This is a genomic window from Streptomyces sp. AM25 (assembly GCF_058146165.1).
Genome location: NZ_JBKIWN010000005.1, coordinates 248,286 through 265,043 on the forward strand (window position 1 = coordinate 248,286; position 16,758 = coordinate 265,043).

General features: G+C 71.6%; 10 protein-coding genes. 5 read left to right on the forward strand and 5 right to left on the reverse strand.

All coding sequences use genetic code 11. The features are described 5' to 3' along the window. The first annotated feature begins 31 nt into the window (after nucleotides 1-31). Together ACLHRZ_RS08610 and ACLHRZ_RS08615 are read left to right on the forward strand one after the other, a co-directional pair. Nucleotides 32-5,776 (forward strand): type I polyketide synthase, encoded by a 5,745-nt coding sequence (locus ACLHRZ_RS08610; protein ID WP_490417690.1) that lies wholly within the window; start codon nucleotides 32-34, stop codon nucleotides 5,774-5,776. Nucleotides 5,777-5,821: 45 nt separating this feature from the next. Continuing rightward, entirely contained in the window at nucleotides 5,822-7,507 is a 1,686-nt protein-coding gene (locus ACLHRZ_RS08615; RefSeq protein ID WP_490417691.1) for an acyl-CoA dehydrogenase, read from the forward strand. Nucleotides 7,508-7,524: 17 nt separating this feature from the next. Here the strand turns inward: ACLHRZ_RS08615 and ACLHRZ_RS08620 are convergent, their stop codons facing one another. Beyond that, nucleotides 7,525-8,529 carry an Lrp/AsnC family transcriptional regulator gene (locus ACLHRZ_RS08620; RefSeq protein WP_490417692.1) on the reverse strand — a complete coding sequence of 335 codons (1,005 nt, stop codon included), beginning with the start codon at nucleotides 8,527-8,529 and terminating at the stop codon, nucleotides 7,525-7,527. Between the two features lie 151 nt (nucleotides 8,530-8,680). On the opposite strand from ACLHRZ_RS08620, the gene ACLHRZ_RS08625 reads away from it, so the two are divergent. Both ACLHRZ_RS08625 and ACLHRZ_RS08630 read left to right on the forward strand, forming a co-directional pair. Then, nucleotides 8,681-9,718 (forward strand): amidohydrolase family protein, encoded by a 1,038-nt coding sequence (locus ACLHRZ_RS08625; RefSeq protein ID WP_490417693.1) that lies wholly within the window; start codon nucleotides 8,681-8,683, stop codon nucleotides 9,716-9,718. Next, complete coding sequence (locus ACLHRZ_RS08630; protein WP_490417694.1) at nucleotides 9,715-10,419, forward strand: SDR family NAD(P)-dependent oxidoreductase; 705 nt, start codon at nucleotides 9,715-9,717, stop codon at nucleotides 10,417-10,419. The genes ACLHRZ_RS08625 and ACLHRZ_RS08630 overlap by 4 nt, the downstream gene beginning before the upstream one ends. A 94-nt stretch (nucleotides 10,420-10,513) precedes the next feature. Here ACLHRZ_RS08630 and ACLHRZ_RS08635 read toward each other — a convergent pair whose 3' ends face one another. After that, nucleotides 10,514-10,936 carry a GNAT family N-acetyltransferase gene (locus ACLHRZ_RS08635; RefSeq protein WP_490417695.1) on the reverse strand — a complete coding sequence of 141 codons (423 nt, stop codon included), beginning with the start codon at nucleotides 10,934-10,936 and terminating at the stop codon, nucleotides 10,514-10,516. Nucleotides 10,937-11,332: 396 nt separating this feature from the next. Between ACLHRZ_RS08635 and ACLHRZ_RS08640 the strand changes: the two genes are divergently transcribed. Continuing rightward, entirely contained in the window at nucleotides 11,333-13,087 is a 1,755-nt protein-coding gene (locus tag ACLHRZ_RS08640; RefSeq protein ID WP_490417696.1) for a fatty acyl-AMP ligase, read from the forward strand. 90 nt (nucleotides 13,088-13,177) lie between these two features. On the opposite strand, the gene ACLHRZ_RS08645 is transcribed toward ACLHRZ_RS08640, so the two are convergent. The 3 genes from ACLHRZ_RS08645 to ACLHRZ_RS08655 are packed head-to-tail and all read right to left on the reverse strand — an operon-like array spanning nucleotide 13,178 to nucleotide 16,583. Then, nucleotides 13,178-15,220, reverse strand: a complete 2,043-nt coding sequence (locus ACLHRZ_RS08645; protein WP_490417697.1) for a lactate/malate family dehydrogenase — start codon at nucleotides 15,218-15,220, stop codon at nucleotides 13,178-13,180. Next, nucleotides 15,217-16,377 carry a phosphotransferase gene (locus ACLHRZ_RS08650; protein ID WP_490417698.1) on the reverse strand — a complete coding sequence of 387 codons (1,161 nt, stop codon included), beginning with the start codon at nucleotides 16,375-16,377 and terminating at the stop codon, nucleotides 15,217-15,219. Before ACLHRZ_RS08650 ends, ACLHRZ_RS08645 begins: the two co-directional genes overlap by 4 nt. Continuing rightward, nucleotides 16,377-16,583 carry a hypothetical protein gene (locus ACLHRZ_RS08655; protein ID WP_490417699.1) on the reverse strand — a complete coding sequence of 69 codons (207 nt, stop codon included), beginning with the start codon at nucleotides 16,581-16,583 and terminating at the stop codon, nucleotides 16,377-16,379. Before ACLHRZ_RS08655 ends, ACLHRZ_RS08650 begins: the two co-directional genes overlap by 1 nt. Between the last annotated feature and the right edge of the window lie 175 nt (nucleotides 16,584-16,758).

The window sequence follows — 16,758 nt, forward strand, 5'->3', positions numbered from 1 at the left end:
AGGCGGTACCGGTGCAGGAAAGGATCCACACATGGCGGTCACGGTCCACGACTATCTCGTCGCTCCCTCGGAAGCCACCGCCGAGGGACGCGACCGTAGGACACTGCCGGAGATCTTCGCCGCTGTCGTCGACGCGCACGGCGATGCTCCGGCCGTTGTCGGTTGCGGCGAACCACGGCCGTGGTCGCAGTGGCGCACCGAGTCCCGCTCCCTGGCCGCGGGCCTGCAGAGCTGGGGCATCGGCGTGGGCGACGTGGTCGCCGTCCACCTTCCGAACTGCTGGGAATTCCTGGTCGCCCACACCGCGGTGGCCGAGGCCGGGGCGGTACTCCTGCCGCTCCATCTCGCCTACGGTGAGCGGGATCTGCTGACGTTGATGCGGCGGGCGGCAGCCCGCGTGCTCGTCCTGCCGGCCAACCACCGGCAGGTGGACGGTGTCGCGCTGGGCCGGCGGCTGCTGGAGCAGCTGGACTCGCTCGAACGCGTGCTGGTCGTCGGGGAGGCCCGGCCATCGTCGGCAAGGCAGGACACCGGCATCGTCCCGTACAACGCGCTCGTCGACGGCCACCGCCGGACATCTCCCCGGCGCGTGGAGCTGACGGCCGAGATGCCGTTCGCCCTGCTGCCCTCGTCGGGCACCACCTCGAACCGTCCCAAGCTCTGTCTGCACAGCCACGCCACACTGTTGTCGAACGCCGCGACGGTGGCCCGGGACGGCGGCGCGAGCGGCAGCGACACCATCGTGAGCGCCGGCCCGTTCACCCACCTCTTCGGCCTGCTGTCCATCCACCTGGCGCTGCTCACCGGAAGTCGGCAGGCCCTGCTGCCGCAGTGGGACGCCGCGGCCTTCCGCGCGCTCGCCGACCGCACCGCAGCGAACGTACTGTTCGCGGTACCGGCCCAACTGCGGGATCTGGCAGCGGCATTGCGCGATGACCCTGCACCCTCCGGGCTGCACCTGCGCCAGGTGCGCACGGGCGGCGCGGCGGTGCCCGGTCCGCTCGTGACGGACCTGCGCCGGCTGACCGGGGCGTCCGTCGTCGTCCAGTGGGGCATGTCGGAGCTGGGCGCGGGTACCGTGACCGGGCCCGACGACCCGCCGGAGGCCGCCGCTGGAAGTATCGGCCGCCCGCTGCTCGGCTGCGAGGCGCACGTCGTGGACGAGACGGGCTCCGTCTGCCGCGACGGCATCACCGGTCAACTGCAGTACCGAGGCCCCCACATGTTCCTCGGCTATCTCGGGGACCCCGAGCGGACCCGGGAGAGCTTCACCCCGGACGGCTGGCTGCGCACCGGGGACCTGGCCCGCCGGAACGCCGACGGCACCTTCACCTACCAGGGCCGTGACGCGGAAGTGATCAACGTCGGTGGAGTGAAGGTCAGCGCCTCCGACATCGAGGCCATGCTCGGCGATCTGCCGCAGTTCTCGGCGCTGGCCGTCACCGCCCGCCCCGACGCCCGGCTCGGCCACTACCCCTGCCTGGTCGCCGCCCTGCGCCCCGGGGCCGCCATCGGCCTGGAGGAGGTACGGGCCCACCTGACGGCCAAGGGCGCGGCCGAGTACCAGCAGCCGCTGGAGCTGCTCCTGGTCGACGAGGTACCGCTCACCCCCACCGGAAAGATCGCCCGCGCCCGCGTGACCGAACTGCTCGCCCGCCGCCCGCAGTCGGGCACCGCCCTTCCCGAATACGAACGGCACCACGCCGCACTGGAGTTGATCCACCAGCAGCTTGCCCGTCTCCTGCCGGCCGATGCGCCGGGCGACCCCGCGCCACAGAGGACGTTCCGGGAATCGGGCATCGGCTCGCTCGCCGCGGTACGTCTGGCCGTGAGCCTGTCGGAAGCGACCGGACTGGTGCTGCCCACGACCGTCGTCTTCGACCACCCGACGCCCGGGGAACTGGCCCGTCACCTGGTCGCCCTCGCCGAGGGGAGCCCGCCGCAGCCGCAGAACGAACGGGACGAACCGCACACCGCACCGGCACCCGCCGGCCACGACCCGGTCGTGATCACCGGCATCGGCTGCCGCTTCCCCGGCGACGTCCGCTCCCCCGAGGACCTGTGGCAGCTGCTCGTCGACGGCCGGGAGACGGTCGCCCCCTTTCCGGACGACCGCGGCTGGGACCTCGACCGGCTCCGGCACCCGGACCCCGCCCGCCCCGGGCGCTCCAGCACGCACCACGGCCACTTCCTCGCCGGAGCCGCCGAGTTCGACGCCCGTTTCTTCGGCATATCGCCCCGCGAAGCACTGGCCATGGACCCCCAGCAGCGGCTGTTGCTGGAGACGAGCTGGGAGGCGCTGGAGAGCGCAGGCCTCGACCCCACCGCGCTGCGCGGCTCCGACACCGCGGTCTTCGTCGGCCTGATGGCGCCGGACTACGCACCCCGGCTGACCGAGGCCCCCGAGCACTTCGACGGCCTGCTGCTCACCGGGAACGCGGCGAGCGTCGCCTCCGGACGCATCGCCTACACCCTCGGTCTGACCGGGCCCGCGCTCACGGTCGACACCGCCTGCTCCTCCTCCCTGGTCGCCGTGCACCTCGCGGTCCAGGCGCTGCGCCGCGGCGAGTGCTCCCTGGCCCTGGCCGGCGGCGCGACCGTGATGGCCACCCCCGCCTCCTTCGTGGACTTCAGCCGCCAGGGAGCCCTTGCACCCGACGGCCGGTGCAAGGCGTTCGCGGCCGGGGCCGACGGCGCGGCGTGGGCGGAGGGAGCGGGCGTGCTGGTACTGGAACGGCTCTCCCACGCGCGACGGCACGGGCACCCGGTCCTCGCCGTGATCGCCGGTTCGGCCGTGAACCAGGACGGCGCGAGCAACGGCCTGACCGCGCCCAACGGGCGCGCGCAGCAGCACGTGATCCAGCAGGCGCTGACCGACGCGGAGTTGACGTCAAGCCAGATCGATGCGGTCGAGGCGCACGGAACGGGCACTCCGCTGGGCGACCGGATCGAGGCCGGGGCGCTGCAGGCCGTGTACGGCACCGACCGCGCCGAGGGCCGGCCGCTGTGGCTGGGCTCGGTCAAGTCCAACATCGGACACACCCAGGCCGCCGCCGGGATCGCCGGCATCATCAAGACCGTCCAGGCACTGCGGCACAGCCTGCTGCCGCGCACCCTGCACACCGACCTGCCGTCCCCGCCCGAGGCCGGGGAGACCGGCAGCGTGCGGCTGCTGCTCACGCCCCGGCCCTGGCCGCGCTCCGGCCGGATCCGCAGGGCCGGAGTGTCGGCCTTCGGCATCAGCGGCACCAACGCCCACATGATCCTGGAAGAGGCCCCCGTCGAGGTTCCCGCCGAGGACGGAGGACAGCCGAAGGACGACCGGCCGCTGCCCTGGGTACTGTCCGCCCGCAGCGCCCCCACCCTGCGCGACATGGCATCCCGGCTGCTGCCGCTCGCCGAGTCGGCCGATCTGTTCCACGCGGGCCGGGCCTTGGCCACGTCCCGGCCGTCGACCTTCGAGCACCGTGCGGTGGTCGTCGCACGACAACGGACCGAACTGCTCGCCGGTTTGCGCGGCATCGCCGACGGCACCCTGCCCGCCCACGCGGCCGTCGGCACGGCCCGTCCCCAGGGAGGCGGCACCGTCTTCGTCTTCCCCGGACAGGGCTCCCAGTGGGAGGGCATGGCAGCGGACCTGCTGACCGAATCCGAGGTGTTCGCCCGGTCATTGGCCGCATGCGACGAGGCCCTTGCACCGCACGTCGACTGGTCCGTGCGCGCCGTGCTGCGCGGGGAGGCCGGCCAGCCGCCTCTGAGCCGCGTCGACGTCACACAGACGTCCCTGTTCGCCGTGATGATCGCGCTCAGCGAGCTGTGGCAGTCACTGGGCGTGGTGCCGGACGCCGTGGTCGGGCACAGTCAGGGGGAGATCGCCGCCGCCTGTGTGTCCGGCGCCCTGTCGCTGGAGGACGCGGCGAAGGTCGTCGCCCGGCGGGCCGCAGCCGTCCGGGAGCTGCCACAGGGCCGGATGGCGGCCGTCGCCCTGTCCAGGGACCACGTGCCCGCTCATCTGGACACCGGCCGGGGCGTGTTGTCGATCGCGGCCGACAACGGCCCCGGCTCGACCGTGATTTCGGGTGACCCCGATGCCGTCACCGCCCTGCTCGACGAACTCGGTGACCGGGGCGTGCGAGCGACCGGCCTCGCCGTCGACTACGCCTCCCACAGCGCCCACGTGGACAGCCTCCAGGGGCACCTGGCGAAGGCGCTCGACGGCCTCGAACCCCGCCCCGCACGGATGCGGTTCTTCTCCACCGTCGAACCGGGCCCGCTGGACACCACGCGGCTGACCTCGGAGTACTGGTACCGCAACCTCCGCCGCCCGGTCGAGTTCCACAAGGCGGTCCGCGCGCTGCTGGAAGGCGGCTTCTCCCGCTTCATCGAGATCAGCCCCCACCCGGCCCTCACCCACTCCGTCCTGGACACCGCCGAGTCGGCCGGCAGGTCCGTCTCCGTGGTGGGCAGCCTCCGGCGGGGCGAGGGCGACCGACGGCGCTTTCTGCTCTCCGCGGCGGAGGCCTACTGCGACGGAGTTCCGGTGGCCTGGAAGAAGCTCTTCACCGGCCGCGCAGCCCATCACGTGGAACTGCCTCCCTACCCGTTCCGGCGCGAGCGCCACTGGCTCCCGTCCGGGGCCGTCCCGGCCCGCCAGGACGTCGACGAAGTTCCGCTCCCGGACAGCGAATCCGTCCTCCTGACGCTCATACGCAACCACGCCGCAGTCGTCCTCGGGTTCCACGACGGCGGACAGGTCGGCCCGGACACGGCGTTCGCCGAGATCGGCACGGGGTCGCTCGCCGCAGCCGAGCTGCGCGCCCGGCTGACGCGCGCACTCGGCCTCGCCCTGCCCTCCACCGTCGTCCTCGATCACCGCACGCCCCGGGCACTGGGCACCCACCTGTGGCGCCTCCTGCGCGACCAGCGGCACGTGGAACTGCCGGACACCCTCGACGCCCTGTACCGGCATGCCTGTCTGACCGGGGAAGGCCGGGCCGCGGTCGAGCTGATCAGCGCAGCGGCTCGCCTGCGCCGCACGTTCGGCGCCGAGTCCGCACCGGAGAACACGCCCCGCCCCGTCCGGCTCGGACCGGCCGGAGGCGGTCCCCCGCTGCTGTGCTTCCCCTCACTGCTCCCGGCCTCGGGACCGCACGAATACGCCCGTCTCGCCGAGGCGTTGCACGGCGACCACCAGGTGCTCGCGCTCCCGCAGCCCGGTTTCGCCGAGGAGGAGCCCCTCCCCCGCGACCTCGACGCCCTGACCACCGCGCACGCGATGGCAGTCGGCCGCTGCACCGGCGAGGTGCCGTTCCTCCTGTGCGGGCACTCGTCCGGCGGGCTGATCGCGCACGCCGTCGCCACGCGGCTCGCGGAACAGGGCCGCGCCGCAAGCGGCTTGGTCCTGCTGGACACGCCGTGGCCCGACCGAGCCTTCCGGGACGAGGTGCTGCCCCACGCCCTCGGCCGCGCAGCCGTACGACAGCAGGCCTTCACGGAGCACGGCATCCCGGCCCACCGGCTCACCGCCGCCGGCGGCCATCTTCGCCTGCTGGACGGCTGGGAACCCGCACCGGCCGGTACGTCCACGCTCCTGCTGCGCCCGCGGCAGGCCGACCCCGGGTTCACGGAGGGCGACCGCTGGTCCCGTCCCTGGCAGCTGCCGCACACCGAACGCACCGTCCCAGGCGATCACTTCACCATGCTGGACGCCCACGCCACCGCGGTGGCCGATGCCATACGAACGTGGTGGGCCGGGATCACGGATGCGCCCTGCTAGCCCCCTAGCCCCCCTGCCCATCCTCAGTGCCCAGGAGTACCGGTCATGGCCGACGACGACCTCACGAAGCTGTTCACAGACGTGTTCTTCTCGCAGCCGCACCCCACCGACGGGCCGTCGCCGGCCTCGCCCTACTCGGGGCTGCGCTACCTCCAGTCCCGGCTCGGCGACCGGCAACCGCTCCTGACGAACCCCATCCGACTCCGGACCGTGCTGGAACTGAGCGCGATGGCGGACACCCGCCTGTTCTTCGCCATGCTCCTGCACCACTGCATGGCCCTCGGCCCCGCACTCGACTTCGGCGCCCCGCCCGAGGACGTGGCCGCCCTGGCCTCCGGGCAGTGGATCGGCGCCGCCCTGATGGACGAACGCGCCCACGGCAACAGCAGCTCCGCCATCCGCACCCAGGCGGTCTTCGACGCGGCCACCCGCGAGTTCGTCCTGCACACCCCGACCCCCGAGGCCGCCAAGCAGCCGAACACCGCAGGACTGGACGGCTTCGCCAAACTGGCCGTGGTCAGCGCGCGCCTCCTGACCGGCGGCACCGATCGCGGGACCGCGCTCTTCCTCGTCCCCCTGCGCGACGAGAACGGACCGTGCGAGGGCGTCACGATCGAGCCGTTCGCACCGAACGCGCCGCTCCCCATGGACTTCGCCAAGGTCCGGTTCGACCGGGTCCGGGTGCCCTACCGCAGGTGGCTCGGCGACGGCGCGTCCATCGCCGACGACGGGTCCTTCCACGACCCGCTGGACGGGCCCGAGTCCCGCAGCCGACGCAGCGTCGGCATGAGCCGCTTCGCCTTCGGTGCGGTCACGGCGGGCCTGGCCGCGACCGCGCGGGCGAGCACAGCCCTCGCGCTCACCCACGCCCGCCACCGCCGCACCAACGACCGCCTGGCCGGCGACATCGTGGCCATCGCCCATCTCAACCAGCAGCGCCTCCTGTTCGGCGCGGCGGCCGACGCGCTGGCCGCCACCGCGGTCGCCCACCGGACGACCGCACGCAGCTGGCACATTCCGCCCGGCGGCGGCCTCGGCACCGGGCCTTCGGCCGCCGAGATGCGCACACTGTCACTGAACAAGGTCGCCGTCGCCGAACTCGCGGACACCGCCGTCTCCCGCTGCCGCGCGGCATCCGGTTCGCTCAGCTTCTTCCCGGAACACCGGATGATCGGATACCAGGCCCTGACCACGGCCTTCCAAGCGGGCGGCGGCGACAACCGGCTCATCCTGCTCGATGCCGCCTGGTCGATGGCCACCGGCCCGGAGTACAGGCCGCCGGACGAGGAGTCCGTGCCCGACGACTGGTCACGCCTCTTCCGCGCCGGCGAGCGTCTCCTGCACGCCGAACTCGTCTCGGCCCTGCGGACCGACGGCGACCAGGCCGTCCGCTTCGAGTCCTGGAACGCCCGGACCGAACTGGCCGAGCGCCTCGCCCGGGCCCACGCGACGCGCACCACGGCCGAGGCCCTGCGCGAGACGTTGTGCGCCTCGGACTCGGACTCCCCCGACGCTGCCCAGCCCCTGCTCCGCGACTTGTACCGGCTCCACTGCCTGCAGCAGGCAACGCCCCACACCGGCTGGTACCTCGCACACGGACTCCTCACGCCGCAGCAGGTCCTCGCGCTGCCCGAGCGGATCAACGAAATCTGCCGTCGTCTCCTCCCCCACGCCGAAGCCCTGACCGAGCTGCTGGACGTCCCGGCCGGGCTCCTCCTCACGGTCCGCTGACGGCCGGGAAGGACACGTCAGCCGCGGCTGTGATCACTCAACGGGTCGCTCAGGCGGTCACCGTCCACGCGGGTTCCGGCCTGCTTGATCTGGCGGAGGACGGGGCTGATCTCCATGGCCTCGACACCGGGCAGGGTTCCGACGCGGTCGGTGGTGAACTCGAACAGCCCGTCGAGGTCGCGGCAGTGGACGGTGGCGTGCAGGTTGTGCGGTCCGGACACGGCGGCGACGAATCCCACCTCGGGCATCTGCGCCATCGCCCGCCCCACAGTTTTGATCTTGGCTGGGTGGACCCGCATCCACAGGTTCGCCCGAGCCCGGTATCCCAGCGCCGTCGGCGCGATCTCCACGTCGATGTGGACCACCCCGCCGGAGAGCAGTGCGTGCAGACGCCGAGACGCCCGGCCCGGGGTGAGGTCGGCGGCGGCTGCGAGGTCGACGAGGCTGGCTCGTCCGTCGACGGCGAGGGCCGCGAGCAGCTTCTCGTCATGGGCGCTGAGCTCCGGCGGCTGATCCCGCACGACCGGCTGTTCAATGAACGGTCCGTCGGCGGGCCCGAGAGCGGACTCCTGCTCGGGGGTCAGGGTTCCGGCGAGTGCGGCCCAGTAGTGCCCGCGCCCGCCCAGGAATTGACGGAGCATCACCGATGCCTGCAGGTCGAGCACGGCGGCGGTGCGGGGCAGCCGACGGCCGAGCAGGTCGTCGCGCTGCTCCTGTGATCGCGAGCGCACCGCGAAGGTGACCTCGGAGCCGGCAGCGCTCAACGCGACCCAGCTGACATCATCGCGCTGCGCCAGTGCTTCGGCGATGGCCGTGACGCTGCCGGGCCGGCAGCGCAGGCGCACCATCCACCGGCTCTGCCCGAGCGCTCCCGGGTCGACCACCCCGATCACCCGGATCGCCCCGGCACGCCGCATGCGGCGGTATCGACGGGCGACGGTCAGCTCGGAGACCCCCAGGACCGCCGCCACGGTCGCGAACCCGACCCGCGGATCGATCTGCAGAGCACGAAGGATTCGCACGTCATCTGGCTCCAGAATGACGGAATCAGCGATTACGGGACGTGTCATAGCGGCAACACTATAGAAATCGCTGCTCCCGGGCCGTTGTGCACCGCGCGTGGCCGAGGCTTGCACGAGCACGGCGGAACACACAACGGTGTGGAGGAGCGGGATGAGAGTCATCGCCATCGAAGAACACTGGAACACCACCGGAATCGACCAGGCGCTGCGAGCGCAGCCGGCCGGGGTGCGAGACGAGAGCGTGGGTTTGAACGACCGCGGGGACATCCCCGCGCGTCTGCTCGACATCGGCGACCAACGCATCGAGGCGATGGACGCGGCGGGCATCGACGTCCAGATCCTCTCGATCGCCCCGCCGGGGACTCACGGGCTCCCGGCCCGCGAGGCGGCAGTACTGAGCCGCGACGCGAACGACCGCGCCGGCGAAGCCGTCCGTCGCCATCCGAACCGCCTGAGGGCCATGACCACGTTGCCGATGTCGGATCCGGACGCAGCGGTGGCCGAGCTGCTGCGCACCGCGGACATGCCCGGCCACGTGGGGATCATGTCCTACGGCCGTAGCGGCGAACGCCCGCTGGACGACCCCGCCTACGACGAACTGCTCGCCACCGCCGCCGGCCTGGGACGGCCCGTGTTCATCCATCCGCAGATTCCCCCGAACGCGGTCCGAGAGGCGTCCTACCGCGGGTTCGACCCGACCGTCGGCCTCGCGCTGGCCACCTTCGGCTGGGGGTGGCACGTCGAAGCAGGACTTGCGGCGCTCCGCCTCATCGTGCGCGGCGTCTTCGACCGCCACCCGGACCTGCAGATCGTCCTGGGGCACTGGGGCGAGATGCTCCTGTTCTGGCTCGACCGGATCGACAGCCTCTCCAACATCGCAACCCACCTCGAGCGGCGGGTCGCCGAGTACTTCGCCACCAACATCCACGTCGCGACCAGCGGCATGCTGACCCCGCGTCTGCTCCGTCATGCGCTGGACTGCACGAGCGCCGACCGCATCCTGCTCTCGGGGGACTATCCCTTCCACCGGCTCGACGCCGCGACCATCACGGACTTCCTGCAGACGCTTCCCGACCGCGAGGATCAGCACAAGATCGCCCACGCCAACGCCGAGGCGCTCTACGGCCTTGAACGGCTTCCCTCCGAGGCGAAGGCCGGGACGGCAGTAGGACTCCAGGAGCAGTCATGAACTCGACCTCGAAGAACTCGACCGTTCTGCTCATCGGCGCCTCCCGCGGCCTGGGCCACGCCATCGCGGCGGAATACATCGACCGGGGCTCCCGCGTCGTGGCAACCGTCCGTGGCTCTGCCCGCACCGCTCTGCACGAGCTGCACGACACCGTCGACGGGCGGCTGGAGATCGAGCACGTGGACATCAACGCGCCTGAACAAGTCCAAGCCCTCCGCGACCGGCTCACTGCCCGCAGGTTCGACCTGCTCTTCATCAACGCGGGCGTCACCAATCGACAGGAGGAGACCAGCGCGGACGTGACGACCGAGGAGTTCACCCGCCTGATGATCACCAACGCGCTGAGCCCGATGCGGGTCGTCGAAACGCTCGGCGAGCTCGTCGACCCGAACGGCACCATCACGGTCATGTCCTCTGGCCAGGGGAGCATCGCCAACAACGAACGCGGTGGCTTCGAGATCTATCGCGCCAGTAAATCCGCCCTCAACCAACTCATGCGCAGCTACGCCGCCCGTCACCACGACGACAACCGAACGCTGCTGTTGATGGCGCCCGGCTGGGTCAAGACCGAGCTCGGCGGCCCCGACGCTCGCCTCACCATCGGCGAGAGCATTCCCCGTCTCGTCACGACCGTCGATGCACAACGGGGCCGCGCCGGCCTGCAATACCTCGACTACCGCGGCCGGTCCGTCGCCTGGTGAGGAACAGCCGCTCCTCGCCGCGCCCTCCTCTCGCCGCCCTCACCCAGGTGATCTGCCTGGCCCTGCTCGTCTTCTGCCTCAATACGGGGCCAGGTCACAAGGGTTTCACCCAGCGGGACCATTCCGCCTGCGGTGTGTAGCCGTTGGCGTCCCAGGTGCGGTGCGCCTGGTCATTGTCGTTGAGCACCATGGCCGTTGCCCGCGTTCCGCCCAGCCGCCCGAACCGTTCCTCGGCTGCGCGGACGAGCGTCCGTCCGATGCCTTGCCGTCGTCGCTCGGGGGCGACGGCAAGGCGGTAGAGGTTGCACCGCCAGCCGTCCCAGCCGGCAATGACCGTTCCCGCGATGGTTTCGCCGTCCATGGCGAGGATGAGGGCGTCCGGGTCCCGCGTCAGCAGGGCCGTAACCGTCTCATTGCTGTCTGCCGGACGGTGGGCGTCCTCGGCTGCGGTCTTCCAGAAGGCGAGGATCTCGGGTACGTCGTCGGCAGTGGCGGCACGCAGGATCATCGCAGTCACGACGCGAGGCTATCAGCGTGCTGGTCGCTCAACTCGCTCAGAGCGTGTGAAGTGCGGGGCGCGGGGTGGTTTCCTATGCGACTCCGCCGCGTGGGCGCGACCCGCCACGACCGCACGCGGACACAGCCCGAGCACCCTACCCCGACCGGCAACTGCGTCCGGGCGGGGTCGACCGCCCCGACCGGCCGATCCGCACTTCTTAACCAACGCGACTTCGGCCGTACACCATTACCCGGCGTAAACGCGAGGGCTTTCACTAGAAGCGACAGGAATCACTACCGGCTGCGAACGCGCGGGCCATAGCGTGCCACTGCGGCGGCGATACCGAGCATGACGGTCAACAAGCCCCTGTGGACCGGAAGTCGGCGCCCAAGGCTGAAGAGAGGACCCGCCCCCATGGCCCGAACCCTTCCCACGACCGACGCGGCCGTCGTCGGCACCGTGACGGAGGCCCTGCAATTGCGCAGCGTCAAGCAGCCCGACGAGGACGCCTACGTATTCCTGCGTGACGGCGAGACCCCGCAGGAGCGTCTCACCTACCGGCAGTTGGAGGAGGACGCCCGCTGCCGGGCCGCGGCCCTGGAGACGGTCGGACTCCGCGGCGGCGACAGCGCCGTGCTCGCCTGCCCGACGGGGCCGGAATTCATCCGATCGCTCCTGGGGTGCATGTACGCCCGGGTCGCCGTCGCCCCCATCCAGGTACCCACCCGGGAAAGCGGCCTGGAGCGCATGCGCCGCATCGCCGACGACGCGGGGACCGACGTCGTTCTCACCACCTGTGCCGTCAAAAAGGACTTGGAGCGGCAGTTCGGCGCCTTCCTGGAACAGTCCGGACTGAGGCTCGTCGACGCCGAGTCCCTCACGCCCTCGGGCCCGTGGAACGTCCCTTCGCCCGAGCCGACGGACATCGCGCTGCTGCAGTACACCTCCGGCTCCACCGGCGACCCCAAGGGGGTGATGGTCACGCACGCCAATTTCCTGGCGAACGTCGCGGAGTTGGAGGACACGTGGCCGACCGGACCGGACGGCGTCATCGTCTCGTGGCTGCCGCTCTTCCACGACATGGGAATGCTCTTCGGCGCCCTGGTCCCCGTCTGCTCGGGGGTCCCCGCCTATCTGATGGAGCCCACCGCGTTCGTCCGCCGGCCGGCCCGCTGGCTGGAGGCCATATCCCGGTTCCGGGGCACGCACGCCGCCGCGCCCAGCTTCGCCTATGAGTTGTGCGTGAAGGACTGGACGGAGACCGCAGAGGACGCCCGCCCCGACATCGACCTGTCCTCCTGGCGCGTCGCCGTCAACGGTGCCGAGCCCGTACGCCGACGGGCCGTCCGGATGTTCACCGAAACGTTCGCCGGCTCGGGTTTCGCCGCACGGACCATGGCTCCCGGCTACGGACTCGCCGAGAACACCCTCAAGGCCACCGGCAGCCCCTCGGACCACGAGCCGACGGTCCTCTGGGCCTCGTCCGCCGCCCTGCTGGACGGCCGGCTCGAACTGCTCGACGAGGCGGACGAGCGTGCCCAGCCGCTGGTCGGCTCGGGGTTCGCGTCGTATCCCACCCGCGTCGTCGTCGTCGACCCGGATACCCGCGAGCCCCTCGAACCGGGCCTGATCGGCGAGATCTGGATCGGCGGACCCTGCGTCGCCCTCGGCTACCGGGGACGCCCGCAGGAGACCGAGGAGACCTTCCGGGCACACCTCGCCGACGATCCCGACGGCCCGGAGTTCCTGCGCACCGGCGACCTCGGCTTCTTCCACTGCACCGAACTGTTCGTCACGGGCCGGCTGAAGGACGTGATCATCCGCAACGGCCGCAACTTCTACCCCCAGGACATCGAGTTGTCGGCCGAGGATGCAGCACCCGGCCTGCGCCCCAACTGTGCTGCGGCGTTCTCGGTGGACGACGGTGACGCGGAACGGCTGGTGGTCGTCGTCGAGGCGGACGGACGGGTCCTGCGGGACACGGGAGTTGCGCGGCTGCGCGAGAATGTACAGCAGGCCGTCCACGACGGACAGCGGCTGGACGTCGACGAGGTCGTCGTCATCCGGCGCGGCTCCCTGCCCCGCACCACCAGCGGCAAGGTCCAGCGCCGCGCGTGCCGTCAGCTCTACACCGGCGGTGATCTGGCACCGGTGACCGCCCGCGGATGACGTGGGGGCGGGCCGCCCTGTGATGGGGTTGCGGGCATGGGGCGGTGTCGAGGGCCAGACGCCCTTCCCGGGCATCTGGCTCGCGACGGTTCAGCCCGCGATCGGGTCGGTGATCTGCTGGAGGAAGGCGGTGTTGGCCGCCACGTCGTGCCCGAGGGCCACGGCGTGCCGGGGCAGCCGGCCGAGGATGCTCAGCAGGGACCGGCTGCCGGCACCGCCGGTGGGCAGGAGGCCGAAGACATCGGGGTAGCGGTCTTCGGTCCCGGCGCTGAAGAAGTCGCCCACGGCCACGGTTCGGTCCGTGTCCGCCAGGGCCGGGTCAGCGTCCGGGGTGATGCGGGGGAACAGGATGCGGGCGGCGTGTCCTTCGGCGGCGAGGGTCAGGCCGAGCCAGGTGGCGAGCTGGTCGGGGAAGAACTGGGGCTTGAGCTCCTTGCCCGACTCCTTCCACAGGGGTGTGCGGCTGCCGGAGTGGAGGGCGTCGGTGACCTTCCGGTGCTGGGTGGGGTGGAGCTGTTCGCCGCGCAGGATGCGCTCGCGGACCTGGTCGTACCAGCCGAGGGCGTCCAGCAGGCCGAGACCGATGGCCGCGGCCGAGGGCCAGGACAGCACTCGCAGCCGGTCGTCTTCGCTGCGAATGAAGACGCGGTCGTTGGCCAGCAGTTGCCAGCCGGCCCGGGCCAGGAGGAGCCCCACGGTGGTTTTCCCGGCGCCCTTGTCGCCCAGCGTCAGTACAGTCCGCCCGTCACGAACGACAGCGGAGGCATGCAGGATTGACCAACCGTCGGCCGCCAGCCGACCACGGAGGACCTCGCGGGCGAGGCGGGCGGCGGCCAGGGCGACGGGGACGTCCTCGCAGCCGTAGATGTGCAAGGGGCCGCCGGGTTCGGCCCGGTAGGCGAGCTCGTCGTCGGGCTGGGAGGCGAGGACAGTGCCGTCGTCGCCCCGGCCGAAGAGCATGCTCGAGTTCGCGTAGACGGTCTCCTCGTGCCCGTGGTCGACGAAGTACTGGGCGATTTCCGTCACTTCGGCCGGGTTGACGTCAGCGATCACCTGCGGGTCGTCGTCAGCAGTGGAACTGGTGGCGTGCCACCAGGGGCCGAAGTAACGGAGGGCCCATTCGGTGACCACCGGGCTGTTGCTGGTGACGGTCAAGGCCTGGCCGGCCGTCGCGATGCGGGTAGCGGTCCTGATCACTGCGGTCTTCTCCTTCCGTGAGGGACGTACGGGAACGTGCAGGAGGGCCAGCGGTTCGTAGGCGTCACGGAGCTTGACGTCCGCGGACACCAACTGCCGGGCCTCGACGGCATCGAGCCGGGGGAGGCACACGCTTGGGGTTCCGGCGGTGAATCGCAACGCGATTCCCGCCCACCGCCTCTCGTGGTTGACGGACAGCTCCACCACGCGGTCCTCCAGGCCCAGGCCGGCACGGAGGGCGGCGATGACGGCGCCGGCGGGGCCACAGCGGGTTCGGCCGAGTCCTGAGCTGATCCTGGCCGGGCGGTCGGCCAGCTCGCGGCGGACCCGTCCGACCGGGACATCGACCGGGCAGCCGTTCACACGGGTGGCCGACGCGCACACCACTGCCTGGTCGCCGTGCTCACCGATCACATGCCCCTCCACGCCCTCGACGGGCACGCCCAGGAGGTGGGCGAGGGTGAGGCGGTAGCGGGCGGTGTCGGTGTTCGAGCCGACCCCGTAGACGCGAGGGCAGCCGGAGACCTCGGTGAACAGGCGAGTCATGACGTCGACGGGGTTGGTCACCATGACCACGAGCCCTTGATAGTGGGCCAGTGCGCGGGCCAGGGAGGCGATCACGGGGGCGTTCGCGTTCAGCCCGGCCATCCGCACATTGGTATGGCTGGTGTTGACGAACTCGGCACGCGGGCAGATCACCACCGCCTCGCAGGACACCAACTTGCCCGGTTCGGCGGCGTGAATCGCCCGGACGGGAGAGCCGGTGACCTGGCACATGTCCTCCAGGTCGGTCACCAGGGCCTGGGCCGAGAGGCCCGTACGGGAGACGACGCGAACGGACTCGCACCAGCCACCTGCGGCCAGCAGCATGGCGACGCTCTGGCCGACGGCCCCGGCGCCGATCACCCCGATCGCCCCGGCCTTGGCCGCCGTCACCGGTTCGCCGCCTTCACCACGTCGGCCAGAGCGAGCCGCCAGACCGCCCGCGGGTCCGTCCCGGCAACCAGACCGGCCGTCGTGATGTCCAGCAGGCCGCACACCGTCTCCGCACGGGCGGTGAGCTTTCCGGCGTGCTCGGGCAGGGGCAGATCGGGCGGGCACGTCAGGTAGGTGCTGAGGATGTTGGCGGTGTCCATCAGCCACAGCACCAGCAGGTGTCGCAGCCACGCAGCCCGCTCGTCCGGGGCGAGGTCGATCGTGAGGGCGGCGGTGAACTCCTCGATCCCGGTCGCTGTCGCGTCGGCCGTCACCGGATCCGGGGAGGACGCGATCAGACCGAGCACGGTCCGGGAGACCAGTCTGGCCGCATCCGTCTGTGGCCGTCCCCGGCCCAGGCCCGGGTCGAGGAAGACCGGCCGCCCGCCCGCGCCGTCGGGGAAGACCATGTGGTCCGGCTTGAGGTCTCCGTAGACGACCGGTCGGTACCCAGCCGCCGGAACAGGCCGCAGCCGTCGCAGCCGGAGGACCACCGTGCCCAGTACCTCCCCGGCCTGTCCGGCCTTGCGCAGGTAGGTGGGGCCGCTGATGCCGTTGAACTTACGGTCGAAGGTCGAGCCGATGCCCCGTTCCGTGATGGCCACCTCATCTACGGCGCGGGCGACGGCGGGTCGCTGAAGCCCTGCCAGCTCGACCATCACGCGGGTCATCAGCTCGCCGGCCCGGTGCGGGTCCTTGGCCAGCAAGTCGCTCAGCGTCGGACCGGCAACGGGCTCGGTGAACAGCACCCCACCCTGGAGACCGGCCACCGGGCAGGCCCGCGCTCCGGCCTCCTGCACAATGGCCAGGCTCCTGGCCTCCCGCTCCAGCAGGGCCCCCGGCGAGCCCTGGTAGGCCACCTGGGCCGCGCGGATCTGGGCCCAGTCCCCGGCTGTGCCCCGCAACACGGAAACCAGCGACAGGCCCAGCAACGACAGCTTCGCGTACAACGGGCGGCCGTCCACCGTCAGGCGGCGGACGTAGGCGGTGACGCCGGGCGTGTGCCGGCCGAGCCGCACGGTGCCGCCGGGCCACAATTCGGCGGCGGCCCGCTTGATCTTCTCGTCCGCGTAGGCGAAGACCTCGGCGGCGGCGATGGCGCTCGAACCGGCGGTCATCACCGGCCTCCCGTCGCAGTGGTCGCCGCGGTCGGCAGGGACAGAACGGCGGAGGTCTGCCCGGGGCGGTCGAGGCCGTGGTGGACGACGACGGCCAGGCTGCCGGCCGCCGCGATGCTGCCCGGGGCCCGGATCCAGCCAGGCATGGGTCCCAGCCAGTCACCGCGGGCCGTCCTGCCGCCGGTCGTACGGCACGTGTACGTCACCGTCGTCTCCTTCTCGTCCCAGAGAGTTGGGGCAGCGGGCCGCCGACGTGGCGAGGAGACAGTTGGACGCAGACGGCCCGCTGCCGTTCGTCCGCCCACGTACCTCAGGCGGTGAGCTTCAGTGAACGGCCGTACAGGCAGCGCGAAGAGGGGCCAGGATGTAGGGCAGCTGTAG